Raw genomic sequence first — 23078 nt, 5'->3', positions numbered from 1 at the left:
GTCTTGTTCCCTATTTCATTCCGGAGGTGGCGATGCCGCGCACGATGAGTTTCTGGAACAGGACGAAGAAGATGACGACCGGGACCAGTGAAAGAACCGACATCGCGAACATCTGGCCGTAGGCGGACTGGCCCTCCTGATCGAGGAAGAGGCGAAGCGCCAGGGGCACGGTGTAGCTCTTGATGTCGTTGAGGTAGATGAGCGGGGCGAGGAAATCCTCCCAAACCCAGATCAGCGAAAAGATCGCGGCCGTGCCCATGGCCGGCAGCGAAAGCGGCAATATGATTGCCCAATAGATCTTGAAGGGCGAGCAGCCGTCGATCATCGCCGCTTCATCCAGTTCGCGCGGCAATTGCCGAAAGAACTGCACCATCAGGAAGATGAAGAAGGCATCGGAGGCGAGGAAACGCGGCACCACCAGGGGCAGGTATGTGTCGACCCAGCCGAGGTTCAGGAACTGAACATATTGAGGGATGAGGACCACATGATAGGGGATCATCAGGGTCATCATCATCAGCGCGAAGAAGAAGCTGCGCCCGGTGAAACTCAATCGCGCAAAGGCATAGGCCGCGAACGAGCAGGAAACCAGGTTTCCGATCACCGACAGGCCCGTGACGATCGCCGAATTCACATAAAAGACGGTGAAGGAGATCGGCAGGGCGTACCAGCCCTTGGTATAGTTCTCGAACCGAAACTCGGAAGGCCAGAGCGTCAGGCTGCCGAAGATCTCGTTTTCCGGCTTGAAGGAGGACGCGAGCAGCCAGAACAGCGGATAGAGCATGACGCACGACACGGTGATCAGGAAGATATGCTTCAGGATCCGGCCGTTGCGGTTTTGTCTGTCGCGCTTCAGCCGCAGCTCGTGAGCCACGCGCGCGGCCTCGTCCATCTGGATGGCGAGCTCCAGATCAGTCGCGCTCGTTTTCATAGTGCACCCAATATTTGGAAGTGAAGAAAGCGATCGCGGTGAAGGTCGCTATGATGACCAACAGGAACCAGGCAAGCGCCGATGCATAACCCATGCGGAAGAATTTGAAGGCTTCGTTGAACAGGTAGACCGTATAAAACAGCAGGCTGTCCGCCGGAGCGCCGGTGCCGTTGGAGATGATGAAGGCGCTGGAAAAGGTCTTGAAGGAATCGATCGTCTGCAGCACCAGATTGAAGAAGATCACCGGGGCAAGAAGCGGCAAGGTGATGCGGGTAAATTGCCGCCAGCCGGGCGTCCCGTCGATTTCCGCCGCCTCGTAAAGATCGCGCGGTATGCCGCGCAGGCCCGCCAGGAAGATCAGCATCGGCGAACCGAACTGCCACATGGCCAGCACCACCAGCGTATAAAGCGAGGTATCGGGATCGGTGATCCACGAGGCTCCTTGAATTCCCACCATCGCCAGAACCTGATTGACGACGCCGTCGGCAGCGAAAAGCTGGCGCCACAGGATGGCGATGGCAATGGACGCGCCCAGCAGGGACGGCAGGTAGAAGATGGCTCGGTAAAGGCCGATCGTGCGCAGGCCCTTGTCGAGCAGCATGGCGACACCGAGAGCCATGATCAGGCGCGCGGGCACAGCCAGTGCAACATAGGTAAACGTCACTTCCAGCGCTTTCCAGAAGCGCCGGTCCCGCGTGAACATGTATTCGTAATTGCCCCAGCCGATCCATCGGGGTGCGCTCACCATGTCATAGCGGGTGAAGGAAAGATAAAGCGACGCAAGGATTGGCCCAAGCGCCAGCAGGAAAAATCCGATCAGCCATGGAAGAAGAAACACATAGGCCGGTGCATTGCGGGCAAAAAAACGTTTCATCGAAACGACCTTATTGTCGGAAGAGAGGCCCCGGCGGCAGGCGCCGCCGGGGCCTTGATATTCCCGCGCCGATTACTGGGCGCGCTCGATGATTGCCTGGGCATCCTCGATGAAGGTGCTGGCGGCTTTCGCGACTTCAACCTTGCCAAGCACGACATCGGTGCCGATACGCATGAAGGCGTCTCGTACCTCTCCAGCTCCCTTGGGGGCGGGCACCGGCAGCGGGCCGACCTTGCTCTGAATCGCCGTGAAATAGTCGACGGAGAGCTTCTCGACTTCCGTGAGCTTCGGGGCCAGCGCTGCGCGGATTTTCGGCGAGCAAGGAATGCCGCGCTCGAGGCCGAGAATACCGGTAATATCAGGATCGTTGACCCAGGCATTCATATAGGCAATTGCGGCCCCGGTATCCTTGGCGTCGCGGCTGAGGGACAGGAACATCGAGGGCTTGATGAACTGGCCAGGCTTGCCGCCCGCCTTGTGGGGCACCATGGCGGCGCCGATCTTGTCTTTCGCCACAGCCTGGATGCCGACCAGCTGATTGGACCAGTAGTGGGACATGGCGGTGTCGCCGACGGCAATGCCCGACTCGGCAATCGGCGGATCGAGAATGACGGTCTTGTTCTTGTCGCGAACAACCCCGGCCTTGCGCAGATCGGCCCACATCTGCCACCAGCTGGTGACGTCGCCGGCTGTCGCCGTGACCTTGCCGTCGGGGCTGTAGAATTCCCGACCGTTCTGGCGAACCCAGGATTCGAAGGTCTCGATCATCAGGGACAGATCGTCCGACCCCTTCATCTTGCCGCCGGACTTGGCGGTAATCTTTTCGCATGCCTTGGCAAAGTCGTCCCAGGTCCAGTTGATCAGGTCTGCATCGATGCCCGCTTCCTGGAAGGCGCGCTTGTTGTGGACCATGACCTGGCTGTTCGAGCCGATGTTGAGAGCATAAAGCTTTCCATCGACCTTGCCGCCATCAAGAGGTCCCTTGTCGAAGTCGGCGATCATCAGGCTCTTGCCGACGAATTCGTCGAGGGGCTTCAGCGCCCCGCGATTGACGTATTCGAACAGGAACCGGTAGTCCATCTGCACGAGGTCGGCCATGTTCCGGCCGGCGGTCTGGGTCGCCATTTTGGTCCAGTAGTCGCCCCAACCGATCGTTTCGCCGGAAACTGCGATGCCGGCGTTTTTCTTCTGGAATGTGTCGATGACGGCAAAGGTGCGCTTGTCGCGCTCCGGATTGCCCCACCAATAGTGCCGGATCGAGCGATCGGCAGCAAACGCCGGCATGGCCGGAAGTGCGCAAGCGGCTGCAGCCGCTCCCATGGTGCCCAACAATGCTCGTCTCGTCAGTTTGGTCATTTCGTCCTCCTCCTTCTGACCCGAAGCGCCTCATGGGCGCCGGATGCGGTTGTTCATGGCTTGTTGCATGCCGGCTCCTCCTGCCGGACACGCCCATTCTTTCCTCGGCGCAGCTTGCTAGATGAAGCTGCGCAAAAGCTCGGTCAGGCAGAGCATCGCCATCGCCTGCCCGTAAGGCATGGATGTCAGCTTGATCTGCCGGTAGAAATCGAGGTCGCCGCCCATCGCCGTGCCGAAAGAGACCTGCTGGAGCTCTCCCTCGGGGCTGATGTTGTCGATCACGCCTTTCATGGCTCGCTCGGCGGTTTCCAGATACTCGATGCCCAGATACCGCTTGCGTACGCCCTTCATCAAACCATAGGCGAAGCCGGCGGTCGCCGAGGCTTCCAGGTAGCTCGACCTATCATCGATCAGCGTGTGCCACAGGCCCGATGGGTGCTGGTGGAGTCTCAGCGCCGCGGCCTGCCGGCCGAGCAGGGACACGAGATGGCGCCGGAGGGGATCGTTTTCGGCAAGGTCCAGGAGTTCGATGAATTCCGGAATGGCGATCGTGATCCAGCTATTGCCGCGTGCCCATCTGGCACGGGCAAAATTATGATTGTCGTCGAACGTCCAGCCGTGGAACCAGAGGCCGGTCTGCGTGTCGCAGAGATATTGGGCGTGGACGAGGAACTGGTATTTTGCCTCTTCCACGAACTCCGGCCGTTTGAGCACGAGGCCGATCTTGGCAAGCGGCAGCACGCTCATCATCAGCGTGTCGTCCCACATCTGCTGATCGTTGACGCTGTTATAGACGATATGCTGGAGCCCACCTTCGCGGGTCCGCGGCATCTCGTGCATCACCCATTCGGCCCATGTTTCCAGGTAGGGCCGCCACCGAGGATCCCCCGTAAGTTCATAGAGATGGGCAAGCGTCAGGAACGGTGCGACCGTGTTGATGTTCTTTGTGGGGGTACCTTCAGCGAGCCGGGCTTCGAACCAGTCGACGATGATGTCCATCACCTTCTGATTGCCGGTCAGCTGCCAATATTTGAGAAGGCCGAAAAGCGCGACGCCATGGGTCCATTCCCAGCCCGCCCAGCCTTTGGTATCGATAACCCGGCCGTCGTCGAGGCGCAGGAGGAATTCACCGGTGCGATCCTCGATATGGACAAGGTTGTCGATCAGCCGATCGATGAGACCGCACACGTCACCGCGCTCAATCAGGTGTTGCTTTTGCCGCAGCAGCGGATGCATGCCGCCGTCCTCCCAAAAAAAATATTCGGAACGCTATTCCGGATTTTAGGAAATCACACTCCTTGCGGCTTTTCAACTGTGTTTTTTTGTGCATTCTTCCGCTGAGGCGTGGGTCTACCCACGCCCATCCTTTATCTTGACACAGGTTTCTGCAAATTCCAGAATGAGATTTCGAAAAAAATAGAACATGCTATGTCAGAACTGAGCCCAAAAACCGAAAATGTCGCCGCCGTTCTCAAGGTCTTCGCCGTGATGGAGGCGTTGGTCGAGGGAAAGAAGGTGAGCCTGGCCGATCTCGCTCAACGAGCCATGACGTCGAAGACCACGGCGCATCGGCTGCTGCAGACCATGGTTGAACTCGGCTACGTGGAGCAGGATGCGGAGACGGAAAAATACGGACTGACGCTGAAACTGTTCAGCCTCGGCGCGCGCTCGCTGACCGAGCAGACGGATCTGCTGCGTGTGGCGGACCAGGCGATGGGAAAGCTTTCCAGGGTGACCGGCGAGTCCGTCAATCTGGGCATTCTCGATGATCGCGACCAGAAGGTCGTCTACATTCACAAATACGATTCCGCCTACAGTCTCTCGATGAAATCGACGCTCGGTCTGCGTAATCCGCTGCACAGCACGTCGCTTGGGAAGGCGCTTCTTGCATGGCGGGACGACGACGAGATCCGGGAGCGGATCAACAAGATGGAGCTGACGAAGCTCGCGCCGCGCACCATCACCGATCCGCAGGAATTGTTTGCCCAGTTGCAGATGGCCCGCAGCCGTGGTTTTGCCGAAGAGGTGGAAGAGAGCGAGGCGGGCGTGCGATGCATGGCGGCGCCGATCTTCAATTACCTCGGAAAACCGATTGCTGCGCTGTCGATTTCCTTTCCGATGTTCCGCTTCGATGAAAGCCGGAAATCCGAATATGTCGATCTCCTGCGCACGGCAGGGCTCACCGCTTCCGCCGGGCTCGGCTACCAGCCCGCAAAGAACTAACGCCTGGCGGCTTCAACGCCGACCGGACATTGCGAAAGCGAAGCGGCTCAAAGAGCCGCCAGGATGCCACCATCGACATAGAGCACCTGGCCGTTGACGAAATCCGATGCCGGAGAGGCCAGAAAGATCGCCGCACCGGAAAGTTCCTCCGGCCGGCCCCAGCGAGCGGCGGGCGTGCGGTTCTTCACGAAGGCGTCGAATACCGGATCCTCCATCAGCGCGCGGTTCATCTCGGTCGCGAAATAGCCCGGGCCGATGCCATTGACCTGAATGTTGTGGCGGGCCAGCTCCGTCGCCATGCCGCGGGTCAGCATCTTCAGCGCGCCTTTCATTGTCGTGTAGGGCACAACGGTCTTGCGGCCGACCTCGCTCATCAGCGAGCAGATGTTGATGATCTTGCCGCCACCGCGCTCGATCATCCCAGGCAGAACCGCTTGCGAGGGAAGCACCGCGCCCATCACGTGGGTGTCGAACATCCGACGCCAGGTTTCGGCGCTCTGCTCGAGGAACGGCGCGCGGATCTGAATGCCGGCATTGTTGACGAGGATATCGACCCCGTCGAGGCCGGCGAACGCGGCCTCGGTCTCGTCGGCTTTGGTGATGTCGCAGACCAGCCCGGAGGCCTCGTACCCCTCCGTCTTCAACTGGTTCACCGCTGCGGAAAGCGTCGCCTCGTCGCGCCCGTTCAGCGTGACCCGAGCTCCGGCGGACGCGAGTCCGCGTGCCATGGCAAGACCGAGGCCCCGGCTCGAACCGGTGAGGACGGCATGGCGACCGCTCAGATCGAAAAGTGGATGTTGGACGTTCATCGAAATTTCTCCCGCATGGCCTGAATACCGGGAAGGGCATCCATAAGACAATCGTGACGGGGATCAAGACGCTGGATCAGATCGCGGCGATGCCGGCTGACCACGATCGTGAAGGTCTATCCCCTATAACCGGGCGAGGTGGAGGCCGGATGATATCCTTTGTCAAGACGGAAGGTGCCGCCGTGGCGGGCAGCGTGCTTTGCGATGCGGACCTTTACTATCTGCCCGGAGCCTTTATATACCTGACGCCGATTGTCATATTAGGCTGCCCGAGCAAGCTGGTCGCGACGCCTTGGTGGCGGGTATGATGTTTCCAATGGCAGATGGTGAAGGATTCCGGCGTTGAGTTTTTGGCATTCCATGGCTTGGCATACGGAGGGGATAAGGGTTGTCGCGCCGGCCAAGTGGCGTCGTTTCGACGGCTTGGTCAGTGTCTTCTGGGAAGCGGAAAGCCAGTCTGGCGCCACGGGCTATTATTTGGCGGACGACCCGCGCATCATGATTTTCTTCAACGACGTATCGTCTCGAATTCGCGTGTCGAACCGAGACGGTTCGCAGCACTCCCGTCCGATGACCCGCGCCGTTTATGTTCCCGCCGGCGTTCCCATGTGGACCAGCAGCGAAACCAAGCACCGCTTTTCCCACCTCAACCTGCATATGCACAGGGATCGGTTGCTCCGGTTCCTGTCGCCCTCGGTTGGGGCCTCCGCCGCACTGGCCGCCGTGCGCCGGCCGGTGGAGCTTCAGGATGTCGGTGCCATCGAGACGCTGGCGGGTTTGCTGGTCGACGAGATATCCAGTCCGTCAAAGCATGCGGTTTATGGCGAAAGCCTCGTGGGCAGCATCGTTGCCGGTCTTCTCGACATACCCGACCATGAAACCGAAAAAGCCAATGGCAGGTTGACCCAGGCACAGATGAACAAGCTGGTGTCACGCATCGACGGCTTGAGCGACTGCCGCCTGACGGTTGCCGAAATGGCTTCAACCGTCGGCCTTTCGGAAAGCTGGTTTGCCAATGTATTCAAACAGACCACCGGTAAAACGCCGCTGCAATGGCAACTCGCCAGGCGCATCGACCTGGCGAAAAGGCTGCTCGTCGAAAGCGATCTGGCCGTCGCGGAGATAGCGGCCCAGCTGGGCTTCACCGACCAGGCCCATTTGACCAAGGCGTTCAGGCAGATTGCCGGCGATACGCCTGCCGCCTGGCGCCGGATGCGGCAAACTCACTAAGCCAGGAAATTGTCATGCCCGGTGTGGTTTCCGGGCGTGACGGGTCGCTACCAGGTCTGGCGCAGCGTTGCATAGATTGCGCGGCCGGGATTGTACCAGTCGGCGCCGAAACCACCATTGGCCACGTGCTTTTCGTCGAACAGATTGCTGACGTTGAGCTGGAACGTCGTGTTTTCCTGGATCTTGTAGGTGAATGCCGCATCGAAAACGACGTTCGGGTCCGACTTCACCGTGTTGGCGTTGTTGACGAAATACGAACTCATGTAGCGCGCGCCGAGCCCAAACGTCATGTCGCCGCGTGGCCCATTCCCCTCCAGCGTGTAGTTGACCCAGGCTGAAGCGGTGTGTTCCGGCACCATGGCAAGACGGTTGCCTTCGTTGGCACCCGCGTTTTCGACGATCTCGGTATCAATATAGGAATAGGCGGCGGTCAGGCTGAGGTTGTCCGTCACCTCGGCCTTGGCTTCGAAGTCCACCCCGCGCGACTTGACCTTGCCAACCGGCGTTGCCACGGGCGGGGCGCCGATGTTGAGTGTGATGTTTTCCTTGGTCAGATCGTAGACCGCGATGCTGAATAACGCTGGAATCTCGGATGGCCGATATTTTACGCCAACCTCCCACTGTTCGCCACGCTCAGGCTCCAGACCAATCGTGGCCGGGACCGCCGACTCGGCATAGCTTATATAGGTGGCGATCTCGTCAGTTACCTTGTAGCTGAGCGCCGCCCGTTTCGTAAACTCGCTGACATCGGCCCGGGTGAGGGGATTGGTTGGAGCAACAGCAAGGTTGTTCGTCTGTTCGAGATCAAGCCAGTCGTTTCGCAGTCCTACTGTCGCGGTCAGTTTTTCCCAGAAGGTTAGCTCTTGTTGAAAATAGATTGCCTTGGTCTTCTGGTCGTTGACCAGGCTCTGATAGAGTGGGACTGAGGCAGGTCGCCCGGTATAGACCGGATTTGTATAATCGATGTCCGGTGCATCGCCGTAGTAGTTGTTGGTTGTGCCCTGATAGTTGTTATATTCGACGCCAAACAGGCTGCGACTGTCCACATTCTCAAAGCTGGCGTCATATTGCAGGTGGGCGTCGATAACGAAGTTTTCGGACGTCGAGTCGTTTGCGAAGAAGTCTCGGTCCACGATTGTCGTGCCAGCCGCCGGTGCTGCCGCTACGTAAGCATAGCCGAAATTACTCCTGGTGTTGCTGTATCGCGCGCTCGAGTTGAACGTCAGGCCGGAGCCGAAGTCATGGTCGAACATGACGCTGAGCGTATTGCGGTTCACATCGCGATAATTGTAGTCCGGTTCGCCCAGGAACAGGCTTCGGTCGAAATTCGAGCCCACAGGGTGCCCGCCGCTACCGGGTATTCCCTGGCGGTCCAGATGATCATAAACGACGGACAGGCTGGTGTCGCCACTCGGGCGCCAGGTCAGTCCACCCATAATGAAGTTTTCGTCGTCCTGAGAATAGTCGTATTCTTCCTCGGCTCGTTTGAATTTGCCGGTCAGGCGATAAGACAACGTGTCGTCCTCGGTAATGTTGTCACCGAAATCGAAGCCCGTTTCGGCGTGGCCGAAGGAGCCGCCGGTGACGTAGGCTTCGCCGAAACGCTCGCTCTTCGGCCGTTTGGTGACAAAATTCACCGAACCGCCGGGGTCGGAGACGCCAAAGCCAGTGGAATTGGCGCCTTTGAGGACTTCGACGCGCTCAAAGGCGTAGGCTTCCTCCCGAAGTCCCCCGAACGGCCGGCCGATGAGTAGGCCATCACGGTACATGTAGGCGTCGAAGCCGCGGATCTTGAAATAGTCGAAACGGTCGTCGGAGCCATAGAAGTCGGCAGTGACACCTGCCGTGTATTGCAAGACCTCTTCGACGCTGCTTGCACCACGCTCTTGGATTTCCTTGGATGTGATGACGGAGACGGAGGCGGGCGTATCCAGAATATCAGTCACCATCTTGCCGCCCCCGGTCGTCTTTGTCGCGACGATCGACTTCGAATCGTTGTCGGTGTCGAGGCCGGCGCCGCTGCCCTGAATGACGATCGGTGCGAGTGTCGTATCGGCGTTTAAATTTTCCTGGCCAAGCACGACGGTCGGCGTGAAGGCGACAAGCGCCGTGCAAGCCAGAAGGGCCGCATTCCGATAGCGGATAAGGGCCGGTCTCGAGCGAGCGCCTGTTCTTTTGTTGTCCATATTCACGTTCCAGAAGTTGATTCGACGAGAGATCGCCGAGACTGATGCCAGGTCTGGGGGAACCATCCCGAATGACATCCTCGCAACCCGCCCGCGAGGGATTTCCTCCCGGTCACGCGGCCGCAATGGCTTGGTCTGACATGCCCCGAGACGGCTATTAACTTGAGCATGTTTGTCCAGTATTGTAAATTCTCCGCGCTTTGTAGGATCCCACGGAAATCTCAGTGGTCTTGTCGGTGCAGGCCTTGAGGGTGGTTGACGGGGCTGCCTTAACCTGAAAGTGGAAGTCCACTTAAAGTCTGCGGAGTTTGACGATGCTGCGGTTATTGCGTTCGGCCGTGAAAATGGCGGCGATATGCATTTGGATTGTTGCGTTCGGCATTGCCGGGCCAGGCGCCCGGGCGGCCGAAGGAACGGCCTATCCCGTCACCATCAAGCATGCGTTCGGCACGACGATCATTCCCCAAAAGCCTGCGCGGGTAGCGACCGTCGCCTGGGCGAACCATGAAGTACCGCTGGCGCTCGGTGTCGTGCCCGTCGGCTTTGCCAGGGCCAATTTCGGCGACGACGACGGCGATGGGGTATTGCCTTGGGTCGCTGAGAGGCTGGCAGCGCTCCATGCCGCCAAGCCGGTGCTTTTCGACGAAGGGGACGGCATCGATTTCGAGGCGGTCGCCGCTACCAGGCCCGATGTGATCCTGGCCTCCTATTCCGGCTTGAGCCAATCGGATTACGACACGCTGAGCCAGATCGCCCCGGTCGTCGCCTATCCCGAAGCGCCCTGGTCGACCGACTGGCGTGACATGATCCGCTTGAACAGCGCCGGGATGGGCATGGGCCCGCAAGGCGACGCGTTGATCGCCAGGATCGAAGCGGACATCGCCAAGGTGGTTGGCAGGCATCCTGAACTCCGGGGTAAATCCGCGATGTTCATTACTCATCTCGATGCGACTGACCTGAGCACCGTCAACTTCTATACGACGAACGATACCCGGGTGAGGTTCTTCGAGGATCTTGGTCTGAGATCCCCGAAAAGCGTCGTCGAGGCTTCGAAGTCCGGGAAATTCGCAGGCTCTGTCAGCGCCGAGCGTATCGATGTCTTCGACGACGTCGATATCGTCGTCACCTATGGAAACCAGAAACTGCTCGATGCGCTGGCGGCCAACCCCTTGATGTCCAGAATGCCGGCCGTGGACAAGGGCGCTCTCGTCATGCTGGGCCGCAATCCGATCGGCACCGCGGCAAATCCGACACCGCTTTCGATCTCATGGGTCTTGAAGGACTATGTGGATCTGCTTGCGGAAGCGGCCAGAAAGTCCAAATGACGGCCGGCAGCATACGTTCGTTCTCTCGGCCGCTCGTCTCTCGACGCTCGAACCGGACCCGCGGCCTTTGGCTGGCCGGATTGGTTGTGGCCCTTTCCGCCCTCTGTGCGCTCTCTGTAACGGTCGGCACCCGCGAAGTGGCCTGGAGCGATGTCGTGGCGGCGCTCGCGGGGCAGATCGACAGCATCGGCCAGACGGCGGTGAGCGTGCGTATCCCGAGGACGGTACTTGCCGTACTTGCCGGAGCCGCGCTCGGACTTGCCGGGGCGATCATGCAGGGCGTGACCCGCAATCCTCTCGCCGATCCGGGCATTCTCGGCGTCAATATGGGTGCGTCGCTGGCCGTCGTGACCGGCGTCGCCCTGTTCGATATGTCCTCTGCGCACGCCTATATCTGGGCCGCGATCCTCGGAGCGGGATGTTCGGCAGTTTTCGTTTATACGATAGGATCGCTCGGGCGTGGTGGAGCAACCCCGTTGAAGCTGGCGCTGGCCGGAGCCGCAACGTCGGTTGCCTTCTCCTCGATGGTGATCGCCGTGGTGCTGCCGCGCGCCGATATCGCGGGCGGTATCCGCTCCTGGCAGATCGGCGGGGTGAGCGGAGCGACCTTTGAGCGCATTGGCCCGGTGCTGCCGTTTCTTGCCGTCGGTTTCGTGGTCAGCCTTCTGTCGGCGCGAAAGCTGAACTCGCTGGCTTTGGGCGACGATGTCGCGGCAGGGCTCGGAGAGCGTGTCGCCGTGGCCCGCGCCGTCGCCGCATTCGGCGCCATCTTGCTGTGCGGGGCGACAACGGCGGTTTGCGGGCCAATCGGCTTTCTTGGATTGGTCGTGCCGCATGCCTGCCGTCTGCTGGTCGGGATCGATCACCGGTGGTTGCTGCCGTTTTCCGCGCTTGGCGGCGCTTGCTTGCTGCTGGCGGCGGATGTCGTCGGCCGTATCGTCACCAGGCCGGCCGAGATCGAGGTCGGAATCATCACGGCCCTCGTCGGGGCGCCGTTCTTCATCTGGATCGTCAGGCGGCAGCGGGTTCGAGAACTGTGACAGTGCTTTCCCCAACCATTGATCTCATCGCTGAAAATCGCCGCCGCCGGGCGCGCCGGCACGGTCTCGTGACCGCCATTCTGCTGGCTATCATGGTCGCCCTCTTTGCGGTGACCTTGTCGTTCGGCCAGTCCTTCACGCCGCCCGGTGACGTCATGCGCGTCTTGCTCGGGGAAGATGTCGCAGGCGCCACCTTTACGGTCGGCAAGCTGCGGCTGCCGCGCTCGGTCCTTTCCGTTCTCGCCGGACTGGCCTTTGGGCTCGGCGGCGTCACGTTCCAGCTCATGCTGCGCAACCCCCTTGCCAGCCCGGATATCATCGGGATCACGTCGGGCGCAAGTGCTGCGGCCGTGTTCGCCATCGTCGTCCTGTCCTTGAACGGTCCGATCGTTTCGGTCCTCGCGGTTGGCGCAGGCCTCGGCGTGGCGCTGCTGGTCTACGCCCTGTCATTCCGCAGCGGAGTGGCGGGAACGCGGCTCATCCTTGTCGGCATCGGTATCTCGGCCATGCTGGAAAGCGTGGTCGCCTATATCCTCTCCAGCGCTCCTGCCTGGAACCTGCAGGAGGCCATGCGCTGGCTGACCGGCAGCGTCAACGGCGCGCAGCTCGGCCAGGCGCTTCCGCTTCTTCTGGCGCTGGCGACGTTCGGCGGGCTGCTGCTCGGCCGGGCACGCGACCTGGAGGCGCCTCGCCTGGGTGACGACATGGCTGCGGCCCTGGGGGTCAAGGTGGCAAGCACCCGCATGCTGGTGATCGTTGCGGCCGTCGGCATGATTGCGTCCGCAACGGCGGTGACGGGGCCGATTGCCTTTGTGGCTTTCCTGTCAGGGCCGATCGCCTCCAAGGTTGTCGGACGCAACGGATCGTTGCTGATACCGGCGGCGTTGATCGGAGCGATACTTGTGCTGGGCGGCGATTATGTCGGTCAATTCCTTCTGCCGGGCCGTTATCCGGTGGGCGTGGTGACCGGAGCACTGGGCGCGCCCTATCTGATCTACCAGATTGTGCGCGCCAACCGGATAGGGGGCTCGCTATGACCGTTCGCTCCACTCACTCTCTTACCGCCAGCGGGCTTTCGGCCGGATATGACCATGCCGAAATTCTGCATGGGCTCGATCTTGCCATCCCGCCCGGCAGGATTACCGCAGTCGTCGGCGCCAATGCCTGCGGCAAGTCCACGCTGTTGCGCACCATGTCACGGCTCATCTCGCCCAGCCAGGGGCATGTTCTGCTGGACGGCAAATCGATCCACCGCATCCCGTCCCGGGAGTTGGCTCGAACATTGGGTCTGCTTCCTCAATCGCCGATCGCGCCGGAGGGAATCACCGTTGCAGACCTCGTCAGCCGCGGACGGCATCCGCATCAAAGCCTGTTTTCGCGCTGGACCCGCAAGGACGACGAAGCCGTCGAGAGCGCGCTCGCGGCGACCAAGACCGTCGAGCTTGCCGAACGCCCGGTGGACGAGCTTTCGGGCGGGCAGCGCCAGCGCGTCTGGATCGCCATGGCTCTGGCGCAACAGACGGATGTTCTGCTCCTGGACGAGCCGACGACATTTCTCGACATCAATCACCAGGTCGAAGTTCTCGATCTGCTGACCGATCTCAACCACGCGCGGGGAACCACCGTCGTGATGGTGTTGCACGACCTCAATCTGGCGGCGCGCTACGCGGACTACCTCGTCGCGATAGCCGAGGGACGTGTGCATGTCGCAGGCAGTCCCGAGGACGTGCTGACGGAAGAGAACGTGCGGCAAGTCTTCGGGCTCGACAGCCGCGTCATTACCGACCCGACATCGGGCCGGCCGATCATGTTGCCGATCGGTCGTCATCGGATGGCGGAGGGGCAGGATTTAAAGGAGAATCGGTCATGAATGCAGTTCATCCGCTCAAATTGTCCGGCGTCGCACTGCCAAGGGATGCCGAACGCATGCTCGACGAAATCTGCGAGCATTTCATCGAGCATGCCGACGTGCAGCGGAGCAAGGGCCACGCCCTGCTGAAGAGCAAGAACAGCACGACGAGCATCCGGCTGGCAGGCAGCAAGCTCCTGATCGAACTGGCATGCGAGTCGCAAGCGGCGTTGCAGCTGAATCAGACGATGATTGCGGAGCACCTGTTCTACTTTGCAGGAGAGGATCCGTTTGAATTGACGTGGTCGGAGCATTCGTCCCTCGCGGTGCTGCCGAATATCCACGAGGTGACGGTCGTTTCGGCGGAGGATGTGACCCCTCACATGCGGCGAGTGAAGTTTGCCTGCGCCGATGTCGCGCCGTTCGTCGGCGGCGACATGCACGTTCGCCTTCTGGTTCCCCCGAAGGGCAGGCCGCCGGTATGGCCGGGGATCCGCCAAGACGGCCGCGTCGCCTGGCCCGAGGGAGAAGACGAGATTCTGGTTCGCATATACACGATCCGCGCCGTCGATATCGAACGCCGCGAATTGTCGATCGACTTCCTGCAACATCCATCGTCCCCTCTCGCCACGCCGGGAGCCGACTTCGCCCGTGACGTGCAGCCTGGAGAAAAGGTAGCGCTTCTCGGCCCTGGCGGCGGCAGTCTGCCGGCAGCACAGTCCATTCTTCTGGTCGGCGACGAAAGTGCACTTCCCGCGATCGCCCGGATCGCGGCCGAAGTGGCGCCGGGCACCCGGATGCAGGCTATCATCGAAGTGCTGGACCAGGCGGAGGAACAGCCGCTTCCGTCGGCCGGTTCATTGGATGTCCGCTGGCTGCATCGGCGGAGCTATCCGGCCGGAGCGAAAGGCATCCTCGCCGAGGAAGCCAAGAAAGCGGTCGCCTCCATCAAGGACGATACCTTCGTCTGGGTCGCCTGCGAAAAGGAGGACGTGCGCGCCATCCGCGCCTTCCTGAAAAGCCGCAGGCACGACAAAAAGATGATGTATGTGGCCTGGTACTGGGAACAACATTCCGCCTGATGCTTTGTTGGGCGGGCGAGCCTTTCGCAAGCCGTCCGGCATACCGTCGGTGGCCTCTTGAGGCTTGTCCGCCGCAATCTATATGATCTTCTTCAAGGGTTTCCACTGCAAAGGTTGAACATGGCAGAACGGTTCGAAGAGGCGGAGTTTATCGACCCTCCACGTATCTCGAGCGGCGTGCCCGGTCTCGATACGATCCTCGACGGGGGCCTCGATGAAAACCGGCTTTATCTCTACGAGGGCCGGCCTGGCACGGGCAAGACCACGATCGCCCTGCAATTTCTGCTCGAAGGTGTCCGCCAGGGAGAGCAGGTGCTTTACATCACCCTTTCCGAGACGGAACGCGAGCTGCAGCTCGTCGCCTCCCGTCACGGTTGGTCGCTCAAAGGCATCGAGGTATTCGAACTCGTCCCTCCGGAAACCACGCTCGATCCCGACCGTGAACTGACGGTCTTCCATCCGGCGGAAATGGAGCTCAACGAGACCACGAAGCTCATTCTCGATCGCGTCTCTGAACTCAACCCAAGGCGCGTGGTCGTCGACAGCCTTTCTGAATTGCGCCTCCTCGCTCACAGCCCGCTGCGTTACCGGCGCCAGGTCCTGGCGCTGAAGCACTTCTTCGCCAGCCGGCAGTGCACCGTCATTCTTCTTGATGATCTGTCGTCTCAACAGAATGACCTGCAACTCCATTCTATTTCCCATGGGGTCGTGCTGCTGGAGCAGCTTGCCATCGACTTCGGCGCAGAACGGCGCCGCATGCGGGTCGTCAAGATGCGCGGCATCAAGTTTCGCGGCGGCTACCATGATTTTACGATCGAGAAGGGTGGTCTCCACATTTTCCCCCGCCTCATCGCAGCGGATCATCATCAGGCCTTCGACGACGAGTTCACCTCCAGTGGGAACAAGGAAATCGACGACATGCTGGGCGGCGGGCTCGAGCGGGGTACGAACGTGCTGTTCCTGGGTGCCGCCGGGGTGGGAAAATCGTCACTTGCCCTGACCTATGCCTTGGCGGCGGCGAACCGCGGCGAACACGCCGTCATTTATGCCTTCGACGAGGGGCGTGGAACGCTGCAGGCCAGAGCCAAGAATTTGGGTTTCGATCTCCAAACCCACCTGGACAGCGGGTTGATCCGGTTGCAGCAGATCGATCCTGCGGAACTTTCCCCGGGGGAGTTCACCGCCAACGTCCAGAAAAGCGTGGAGGTCGACGGCGCGCGTGTCGTCGTCATCGACAGTTTGAACGGCTATATGAATGCGATGCCGGACGAGCGTTTTCTGGTCCTGCAGATGCACGAATTGCTGACCTACCTTGGCCAGCGTGGCGTGCTGACCATCCTGGTGCTTGCCCAGCATGGGCTCGTAGGCCCGCTCGAGGCTCCGCTCGACCTGAGCTATCTCAGCGATTCCGTCATCATGCTGCGGTATTTCGAAGTGCAGGGCACCGTGCGCCGAGCGATATCCGTCGTGAAAAAGCGAAGCGGCAGGCACGAGCACAGCGTGCGCGAGTTCAGGCTGTCCGACAATGGCATCAAACTCGGGCCGCCGACGCTCGAGTTCACCGGCGTGCTAGCCGGCTCGCCGTACTTTTCAGCCGCTCCTGTAACGAGTTCAGCAGACGGAAATAATGGCGCAAGGTGAAGACCAACTGGAACCGGTTATTGTCTTTGCTCCGGTCGGCAGAGATGCGGCCGCCTCAGTCGGCTTGCTCAGCCGGAGCGGCATCGCGGCAAAGACCTGCGGCGATCTTCACAGCCTTGTGGCAGCGCTGCAGGCCGGTTCCGCAGCCGCGTTTATTGCTGAAGAAGCCCTGTTTGGAAAAGACGCAGGCGTCCTGTTCAAATGGGTTGCGGACCAGCCGCCGTGGTCGGATCTTCCCTTCATCCTGCTGACCAGCCGTCAGGAGCAGACCGGCATCGAGGCGTGGCGGCAAAGACTGATCAACTCTTTGCGCAACGTGGCTCTCCTGGAACGGCCGGTCCATGCCCAGACCCTCGTCAGCACGATACAATCGGCGCTTCGCGCGAGAGCCCGGCAGTTGGAGTTGCGTGGGCTCCTGGCGGAGCGCGAGCAGGCCGCGCAGGAACTGGAGAAGCAGGTCGTTTTGCGTACCCAGGAGCTCAAGGCCGCCAACGAGGCCCTGCGCGACCAGATGACGGTGCGTGCGCATGTTGAGGAGAAGCTCCGACAGGCTCAAAAGATCGAAGCGATCGGTCAGTTGACCGGGGGCGTCGCTCACGATTTCAACAATCTGCTGATGGTCATTTCGGGAGGACTGGAAATGCTCGACCGCCAGACGGACCCCGCCCGGCGCAAACGGTTGATGGACGGGATGCGTCAGGCCGCCGAACGCGGATCGGGCCTGACACGCCAGCTTCTGGCCTTTTCCCGGCGTCAGGAACTGCAACCGCAGACGATCGATCTGGCTCGCCAGATCGGTGGGATGCGCGAACTGCTCGACCGCAGCCTGAGGGGCGATGTCCATGTCACGCTCGAGTTCTCGCCCGACCTGTGGCCGATCGAGGTTGACGCAAGCGAGCTGGAACTTGTTGTTCTCAATCTTGCGGTCAACGCCCGCGACGCGATGCCGAGAGGGGGCACGATCGAAATCCGCGCGGAAAATGTTCCGCTCCTGGATCAAAGCGGCTCCACGAAAGACTTCGTCCGCATTTCCGTCAGCGACAACGGCTCCGGAATGACCCGCGAGGTGCAGGCGCGTGTGTTCGAGCCGTTCTTTACCACGAAGGATATCGGCAAGGGGTCTGGCCTTGGCCTTGCGCAGGTACATGGTTTCGTCCAGCAATCCGGCGGCAGGATAGAGATCGATAGCGAGGTCGGGCGAGGGACGAAAATAACCCTCATGTTGCCCCGTTCCTCGAAGGAACCAGGCCCGGACCAGCACCACTTGGTCGATCTGCACGTCGCGCGCCGCCGTCCGGCGTCGGCAGGCAGCGTTCTGCTGGTTGAAGACGACGACGAAGTCGCGGCTCTTGTCAGCGAGATGCTGGAAGATCTCGGTTTTCAGGTCTTGCGGGCTGCAACAGCCGCCGCCGCTCTAGGCGCTCTGGCAAACGGGCGGCGGATCGACTTGGTCTTCTCGGACATCATGATGCCCGGAGGAATGAACGGCGTGGAACTGGCAAAGGAAATCCGATCGCGCCGCATGGACCTGCCGATCCTGTTGACAAGCGGATACTCCGAAGCCGCCAAGCAGGCGGCAGAGTCGCAAGGCATCAAGATCCTGCGCAAGCCCTATCAACTGGCCGAACTGTCAGAGGCGCTCAGAGGTGCAATTGCTCGGCACGACCTCAATTGATGCCGCCGGACCCGTATTTTTTCGGCCGTCGTTTCGGCTGTAAAGCGCTCTCACACAACTCTGAATAACAAATCCTTTAATTATTTTATCCTAGGATCGCCGGGTTGGAGGGGTAAATGAAGGATTTTCTGGAAAGCAAGGCTGGCAGACAGCTGGCGGAGGTGGCAGCAGTCGCGATGCTGTTGCTCGTTGGTTGTATAGCCTATGACGATCTGCTGCTGAGGCTGGTTCAGTCGATCAGTGCGGGAAAAGCCCACCTCATCATCATCGTACTGATCGTTGCCGGTCTTGCGAGCTTTGCCTATTCGGTGCTGCGCATTCTCGATATGCGCAATGAAATGATGAGCCGCCGAAAGGCCTTCGATGCGGCTGACCATATCGCCACGCACGATCATCTGACGAAACTTCCCAACCGCTATGCCTTCGACAGGTTCGTCCTTTCGCACCCGGATGAAAAGCTTCAGGATACGGGTGAGGATATTGGGCCGCAGACCGCAACGGTGTTTTCGATAGATCTTGACGGCTTCAAGAAGGTCAATGACCTTCTTGGCCATCAGGGAGGCGATATCCTGTTGAAGGAGGTGTCGCGGCGCATCTGCGCATTGGCTGAATACGAATGCGTCTTCCGTTTCGGCGGCGACGAGTTCGTCGCCGTGGCTCGCAATCTCTCGCCGGAAAAGGAGGAGCTCTTCGCGCAGCTGCTCATCCATTCGGTTTCCCGGCCGGTCCGCATCGGTACCCTGCTGACGGAGGTCGGCGCGAGTGTCGGTTATGCGCGCCTGCCGGACCATGGTGGCTCGCTTGAGGAAGTCTGCCACCGGTCGGACGTCGCGCTGTACGAGGCGAAGAGCCGGGGTCACAATCAATATTCTCTGTTCCAGCCCGAGATGCAGGAGAAAGTCTCTGAGCGGGCCAAGCTCGAAGGCGACCTTCGCCGCGCCATCGACGAGGGCAGGATCGACCCGTTCTACCAGCCGCTGATCAATCTCAGGACAGGTGAAATCTGCGGTTTCGAAGCGCTTGCCCGGTGGAACAAGGACGGCGTGTTCGTCTCACCGCAACACTTCATTGCCGTGGCCGAAGAGACCGGCCTGATTACCACGCTCTTCGAGCAGCTTCTGTCGAAAGCCTGCCGCGACGCGCAGCTTTGGCCGGGAACATTGTCGCTCTCGTTCAACGTCTCGCCTGTCCAGATGGAAGACAGGCTGCTCGCAAGCCGTGTTCTCCACATCCTGCAGCAGACCGGCCTGCAGTCGTCCAGGCTGGAAATCGAGATTACCGAAAACGCTCTGATCGACGACCCGGACCTTGCCGCCGCGACGATCGAGCAGTTCCACGCCGCCGGCATCCAGGTGGCGCTCGACGATTTCGGAACCGGATATTCAAGCCTGGCGCAGTTGGCGCGCTTCAAGTTCGACAAGATCAAGATCGACAAGAGTTTTGTGTCGAGCTTCACCCATAACGACAAGAACGCCAAAATCATCGACGCCGTGCTTGGCCTAAGCCGCAGTCTCAACCTCAAGACCACCGTCGAAGGGATCGAGGAGAATGCCCAGCTCGCCTATTTCCTTGGCCAGGGCTGCGATATCGGCCAGGGCTATATCTTCGGCAAGGCAATGCCGCAATCGGAGGTAATCGGCTTCGTCAACGACCGCAAGCGGGCACTGAGCGCCTGAGCGAAGCCTGTCTAGAAGAGACCAACGAAAGGCCCTGGCCGAGAAGCATTGGCGGTGTCGCCATCTTCAGGGCCCAGGGATTTAATGTGGCGCGGGAACTATACGGCTGCCCGTGCCTCCGGCTCAAGCTGCGACCGAAGCACGAATCCGTTCTGCGGGCGCTTGAGACCGAGGTTCTCCCGCAGGGTCGTTCCTTCATATTCATGCCGGAAAAGGCCACGCTTGCGCAGGATCGGCACGACCTGATCGACGAAATCCGTCAATCCGGCGGGCAGGATCGGCGGCATGATATTGAAGGCGTCGGCAGCGCCATTCTCGAACCATTGCTGCATCGCGTCGGCAATCTGCTCCGGCGTGCCGATCACCGTGCGATGGCCGCGGGCGGTCGCAACGGCCAGATAGAACTGGCGCAGCGTCAGATTGTTTCGCGATACCAGATCGGTGACCAGCTTAAGGCGGCTCTTGTTGAGTTCCGTATCCTGCGGCAGAGGCGGAGCGGGATCGTCCAGCGAATAACCGGAAAGATCGACGCCCTTGTAGTGGCGGGCAAGGATGTTCCACGCGATGGAGGGATGAACGAGCGACTGGATATAGTCGTAGTTCTCCTGTGCTTGCCTTTCGGTGCCCCCGAGAACGGGGAATATGCCGGGACTGATCAACAGGTCGTCCTGGCTGCGTCCATAGCGGGCAAGCCGTCCCTTGACGTCGGAATAAAATTCCTGGGCATCCTCGAGCGTCTGGTTGGCGGTGAAGATCATCTCGGCGGTTCGGGCGGCCAGTTCTCGGCCGGGTTCCGATGCGCCGGCCTGGACGATGACGGGATAGCCCTGCACGGGACGGCCGACATTGAGCGGACCGGTGACCGAGAAGAACTGGCCCTTGTGGTCGACCAGATGCACCTTGTCCGGGTCGAGATAGACGCCGCTTTCCTTGTCGCGGATGAAGGCATCGTCCTCGTAGCTATCCCACAGCCCTTTCACCAGATCGACGAATTCCTCGGCGCGCGCGTAGCGGTCGGCATGGGCGGGATGGCCCGGGATGGAGAAGTTCTTGGAAACGTCCGCGCCCGTCGTCACCACATTCCAGGCCGCCCGACCCTTGGAGATATAGTCGAGCGAGGCGAATTTGCGCGCCAGAAGATAGGGGTCTTCATAGGTGGTGGATGCGGTGGCGACGAAGCCGATATGGCTGGTGGCCTGCGACAGGGCGGCCCACAGGGTCACGGGTTCGAAATGGGCGCCCTGCGAGGAACGGCGAAGCGCCTCCGGATCCTTGGCGCGCTCCCAGCCGGCCGGGCTGTCGGCCACGAAGACCAGATCGAACTTGCCCCGTTCCGCCGTCTGCGCCAGCTCGCGGTAGTGATCGATATTCAGGCCAGCGTCGGCCTGCGAAGCCGGATGGCGCCAGGCCGCCACATGATGGCCGGTCGCCATGATGAAGGCCCCAAGCCGCATTTGTCTCTTCTCATTACTCATTGACGTGTCCCCCGTTCGAGGCGTTGAGATTGAACTGAATCTTGCTGGTCACGATGACAAGTTCCGTTGGATTTCAGGCGGCGCGCCGTCCGGGAGTTTCCACCCCGAGCCGGCTCAAAAGCTGGGTGCGGATTTTTGCAAAGCGCGGATCGCCATGATCACGAGGCGTCGGCAGATCGATCCGCAGGTCCTCGATCAGATGACCCTCGTCGAGAACCAGTATCCGGTCGGCGAGCGAGATTGCCTCGTCGACATCGTGGGTGACGAGCAGCACGGCAGGCCGATGCCTTGCGCACAATTCCCGCAGCAGGTCGTGCATCTTCAGCCGCGTCAGTGCGTCGAGGGCGCCGAACGGCTCGTCGGCCAGAAGCAGGGACGGCTGGCGGACCAGCGAGCGTGCAAGGGCGACCCTCTGCTGCTCGCCGCCCGAGAGCTGGTTTGGCCAGGCCGCCTCGCGCCCCTCGAGCCCTACCTCGGCCAATGCCTTTCTGCCGGCCTCCTGCCCGGCAGCCCCCGGCAGACCGAGCGTGACGTTCTGGATCACCGTGCGCCAGGGCAGAAGACGGGCATCCTGGAAAACCACCGAGAGATTGTCCGGTGTTTCCAGCGTCCCGGTTCCCTCGACATCGTGATCGAGGCCGGCGAGCGCCTTGAGGAAAGTGCTTTTCCCGGAACCGCTCCTGCCGAGCAGGGCAACGAATTCCCCTTCGGCGATATCGAGATCGACGCGATCCAGGATCGTCTTGGTGGCGAACCGGCGCATGAGGTTGCGGACATGCACGGTTCTGGATGCGGACTTCAGTTGGCTAGAGTGCGGCGCCATGAGAGGACCCTCCGTTCGAGCAGGCGGACGAGACCGTCCGAGACGAGGCCGAGCATCACGTAGACGACCAGGCCGACGAGAATGACATCGGTTTGCCCATAGTTGCGGGCGAGTTCGATCATGTAGCCGAGCCCGCTGGTGGCGTTGATCTGCTCGACCACGACAAGGGAAACCCAGCAGAGAGTGACGGCAAACCGCAGGCCCAGGAGAAAGCCGGGCAACGCGCCGGGCAGCACTACCTGGAAGATGAAGTCCTTCTGGCTCATGCGCAGGGTTTCGGCCAGCTCGACATAGCGGCTGTCGATGCTGCGCAGGGCATTATGGGTGTGGATGTAGATGGGTATGATCACGGCCAGGGCGATCGTCGTGACCTTCATGCCTTCGCCGATGCCGAACCACAGGATCAGCAGGGGGATCAGAGCCAGCGTCGGGATGGCGCGCTTGATCTGGACAGGGCCGTCGATCAGCGCCTCGCCGATCCGCGAAAGGCCGGCGGTGACGGCGAGGATCGTGCCGATGACGAGGCCGATGCTGAGCCCAAGCAGGGCGCGTGTCGCCGACGTCACAAAATTGTCCTGCAGCCGCCCCTGTTCGATGAGCCTTCCAAAGGCCTCGATGACCGTCCACGGCGCAGAGAGTATGCGCGGGTCGATCCACCCGAGCGCCGAGCCTGCCACCCAGAGCAGCACCAGCAATGCAGGCCCGATCTGCAGCCCGAAGGGTATCGCCGGTCCCGGTCCCAGTCTCCGGCGGCTCCGGGACGTGGCGGGTCTCGCCACGGCTGGAACGGTATATGCACTTTCACGGCTGGACGCCCGGGATGATTTCGCCTCATCAGCATCCCAAATGGTTGCCATGCTTTAGATCTCCTCTTGGATGATGCGGG

20 protein-coding genes and 1 pseudogene are annotated in these 23078 nt (G+C 60.8%); 12 read left to right on the top strand and 9 right to left on the bottom strand.

From position 1 onward, the window contains the following. Positions 1 to 10: 10 nt before the first annotated feature. From ACSQ3G_RS26990 to bglB, 4 genes are all read right to left on the bottom strand, one after another. Positions 11 to 781, bottom strand: a complete 771-nt coding sequence (locus tag ACSQ3G_RS26990) for a carbohydrate ABC transporter permease (RefSeq protein WP_245289935.1) — start codon at positions 779 to 781, stop codon at positions 11 to 13. 127 nt (positions 782 to 908) lie between these two features. Then, positions 909 to 1802 carry a carbohydrate ABC transporter permease gene (locus ACSQ3G_RS26985; RefSeq protein ID WP_037084987.1) on the bottom strand — a complete coding sequence of 298 codons (894 nt, stop codon included), beginning with the start codon at positions 1800 to 1802 and terminating at the stop codon, positions 909 to 911. 72 nt (positions 1803 to 1874) lie between these two features. Further along, positions 1875 to 3158, bottom strand: a complete 1284-nt coding sequence (locus tag ACSQ3G_RS26980; RefSeq protein ID WP_436112434.1) for an ABC transporter substrate-binding protein — start codon at positions 3156 to 3158, stop codon at positions 1875 to 1877. Positions 3159 to 3275: 117 nt separating this feature from the next. After that, on the bottom strand, positions 3276 to 4394 hold the full coding sequence (gene bglB / locus ACSQ3G_RS26975) for a beta-galactosidase BglB (RefSeq protein WP_436112433.1): 1119 nt from the start codon (positions 4392 to 4394) through the stop codon (positions 3276 to 3278). 192 nt (positions 4395 to 4586) lie between these two features. Here bglB and kdgR point away from each other — a divergent pair, with 192 nt between their 5' ends. Beyond that, positions 4587 to 5381 carry a DNA-binding transcriptional regulator KdgR gene (kdgR, locus tag ACSQ3G_RS26970; RefSeq protein ID WP_046632374.1) on the top strand — a complete coding sequence of 265 codons (795 nt, stop codon included), beginning with the start codon at positions 4587 to 4589 and terminating at the stop codon, positions 5379 to 5381. Between the two features lie 47 nt (positions 5382 to 5428). Here kdgR and ACSQ3G_RS26965 read toward each other — a convergent pair whose 3' ends face one another. Continuing rightward, positions 5429 to 6190: an SDR family oxidoreductase gene (locus tag ACSQ3G_RS26965; RefSeq protein ID WP_436112432.1), complete on the bottom strand. Its 762-nt coding sequence runs from the start codon at positions 6188 to 6190 to the stop codon at positions 5429 to 5431. A 149-nt stretch (positions 6191 to 6339) separates the two neighbouring features. Here ACSQ3G_RS26965 and ACSQ3G_RS26960 point away from each other — a divergent pair, with 149 nt between their 5' ends. Then, positions 6340 to 6498, top strand: a complete 159-nt coding sequence (locus ACSQ3G_RS26960; RefSeq protein ID WP_436112431.1) for a hypothetical protein — start codon at positions 6340 to 6342, stop codon at positions 6496 to 6498. Between the two features lie 34 nt (positions 6499 to 6532). Then, a complete protein-coding gene (locus ACSQ3G_RS26955) occupies positions 6533 to 7420 on the top strand; it encodes a helix-turn-helix domain-containing protein (RefSeq protein WP_436112430.1) in 888 nt (295 codons plus the stop codon). 47 nt (positions 7421 to 7467) lie between these two features. Here ACSQ3G_RS26955 and ACSQ3G_RS26950 read toward each other — a convergent pair whose 3' ends face one another. Beyond that, a complete protein-coding gene (locus ACSQ3G_RS26950) occupies positions 7468 to 9606 on the bottom strand; it encodes a TonB-dependent siderophore receptor (RefSeq protein ID WP_436113201.1) in 2139 nt (712 codons plus the stop codon). Between the two features lie 317 nt (positions 9607 to 9923). Between ACSQ3G_RS26950 and ACSQ3G_RS26945 the strand changes: the two genes are divergently transcribed. From ACSQ3G_RS26945 to ACSQ3G_RS26905, 9 genes and pseudogenes are all read left to right on the top strand, one after another. After that, complete coding sequence (locus tag ACSQ3G_RS26945) at positions 9924 to 10931, top strand: iron-siderophore ABC transporter substrate-binding protein (protein ID WP_436113200.1); 1008 nt, start codon at positions 9924 to 9926, stop codon at positions 10929 to 10931. Continuing rightward, a complete protein-coding gene (locus ACSQ3G_RS26940) occupies positions 10928 to 11971 on the top strand; it encodes a FecCD family ABC transporter permease (protein WP_436112429.1) in 1044 nt (347 codons plus the stop codon). Before ACSQ3G_RS26945 ends, ACSQ3G_RS26940 begins: the two co-directional genes overlap by 4 nt. Continuing rightward, positions 11968 to 13008: a FecCD family ABC transporter permease gene (locus tag ACSQ3G_RS26935; RefSeq protein WP_436112428.1), complete on the top strand. Its 1041-nt coding sequence runs from the start codon at positions 11968 to 11970 to the stop codon at positions 13006 to 13008. Before ACSQ3G_RS26940 ends, ACSQ3G_RS26935 begins: the two co-directional genes overlap by 4 nt. Further along, positions 13005 to 13841: an ABC transporter ATP-binding protein gene (locus ACSQ3G_RS26930; protein ID WP_436112427.1), complete on the top strand. Its 837-nt coding sequence runs from the start codon at positions 13005 to 13007 to the stop codon at positions 13839 to 13841. Before ACSQ3G_RS26935 ends, ACSQ3G_RS26930 begins: the two co-directional genes overlap by 4 nt. Beyond that, positions 13838 to 14902 (top strand): DUF2218 domain-containing protein, encoded by a 1065-nt coding sequence (locus tag ACSQ3G_RS26925; protein ID WP_436112426.1) that lies wholly within the window; start codon positions 13838 to 13840, stop codon positions 14900 to 14902. Before ACSQ3G_RS26930 ends, ACSQ3G_RS26925 begins: the two co-directional genes overlap by 4 nt. 120 nt (positions 14903 to 15022) lie before the next feature. Then, complete coding sequence (locus ACSQ3G_RS26920) at positions 15023 to 16543, top strand: ATPase domain-containing protein (protein ID WP_046669125.1); 1521 nt, start codon at positions 15023 to 15025, stop codon at positions 16541 to 16543. Next, a pseudogene (locus ACSQ3G_RS26915) lies at positions 16530 to 17243 on the top strand (sensor histidine kinase); the annotation flags it as partial. The gene ACSQ3G_RS26920 and the pseudogene ACSQ3G_RS26915, both read left to right, overlap by 14 nt. A gap of 102 nt (positions 17244 to 17345) precedes the next feature. Next, positions 17346 to 18218 carry an ATP-binding protein gene (locus tag ACSQ3G_RS26910; RefSeq protein ID WP_436113199.1) on the top strand — a complete coding sequence of 291 codons (873 nt, stop codon included), beginning with the start codon at positions 17346 to 17348 and terminating at the stop codon, positions 18216 to 18218. 116 nt (positions 18219 to 18334) lie between these two features. After that, the gene (locus ACSQ3G_RS26905) at positions 18335 to 19894 is read left to right on the top strand and encodes a putative bifunctional diguanylate cyclase/phosphodiesterase (RefSeq protein ID WP_436112425.1); all 1560 of its coding nucleotides are present in this window, start codon (positions 18335 to 18337) and stop codon (positions 19892 to 19894) included. A 98-nt stretch (positions 19895 to 19992) separates the two neighbouring features. Here the strand turns inward: ACSQ3G_RS26905 and ACSQ3G_RS26900 are convergent, their stop codons facing one another. The 3 genes from ACSQ3G_RS26900 to ACSQ3G_RS26890 all read right to left on the bottom strand — a co-directional run bounded on the left by ACSQ3G_RS26900 (position 19993) and on the right by ACSQ3G_RS26890 (position 23049). Then, the gene (locus ACSQ3G_RS26900) at positions 19993 to 21369 is read right to left on the bottom strand and encodes an LLM class flavin-dependent oxidoreductase (protein WP_436112424.1); all 1377 of its coding nucleotides are present in this window, start codon (positions 21367 to 21369) and stop codon (positions 19993 to 19995) included. A gap of 73 nt (positions 21370 to 21442) precedes the next feature. Then, complete coding sequence (locus ACSQ3G_RS26895; RefSeq protein ID WP_046632400.1) at positions 21443 to 22192, bottom strand: ABC transporter ATP-binding protein; 750 nt, start codon at positions 22190 to 22192, stop codon at positions 21443 to 21445. Then, the gene (locus tag ACSQ3G_RS26890) at positions 22168 to 23049 is read right to left on the bottom strand and encodes an ABC transporter permease (protein WP_436112423.1); all 882 of its coding nucleotides are present in this window, start codon (positions 23047 to 23049) and stop codon (positions 22168 to 22170) included. The genes ACSQ3G_RS26895 and ACSQ3G_RS26890 overlap by 25 nt, the downstream gene beginning before the upstream one ends. Between the last annotated feature and the right edge of the window lie 29 nt (positions 23050 to 23078).

Origin of the sequence: Neorhizobium tomejilense (genome assembly GCF_964254135.1) — a bacterium.
Classification (GTDB): domain Bacteria; phylum Pseudomonadota; class Alphaproteobacteria; order Rhizobiales; family Rhizobiaceae; genus Neorhizobium; species Neorhizobium tomejilense.
Note: the sequence above shows the minus strand (reverse complement) of the source record. Positions and strands in the feature narration are given on the sequence as shown.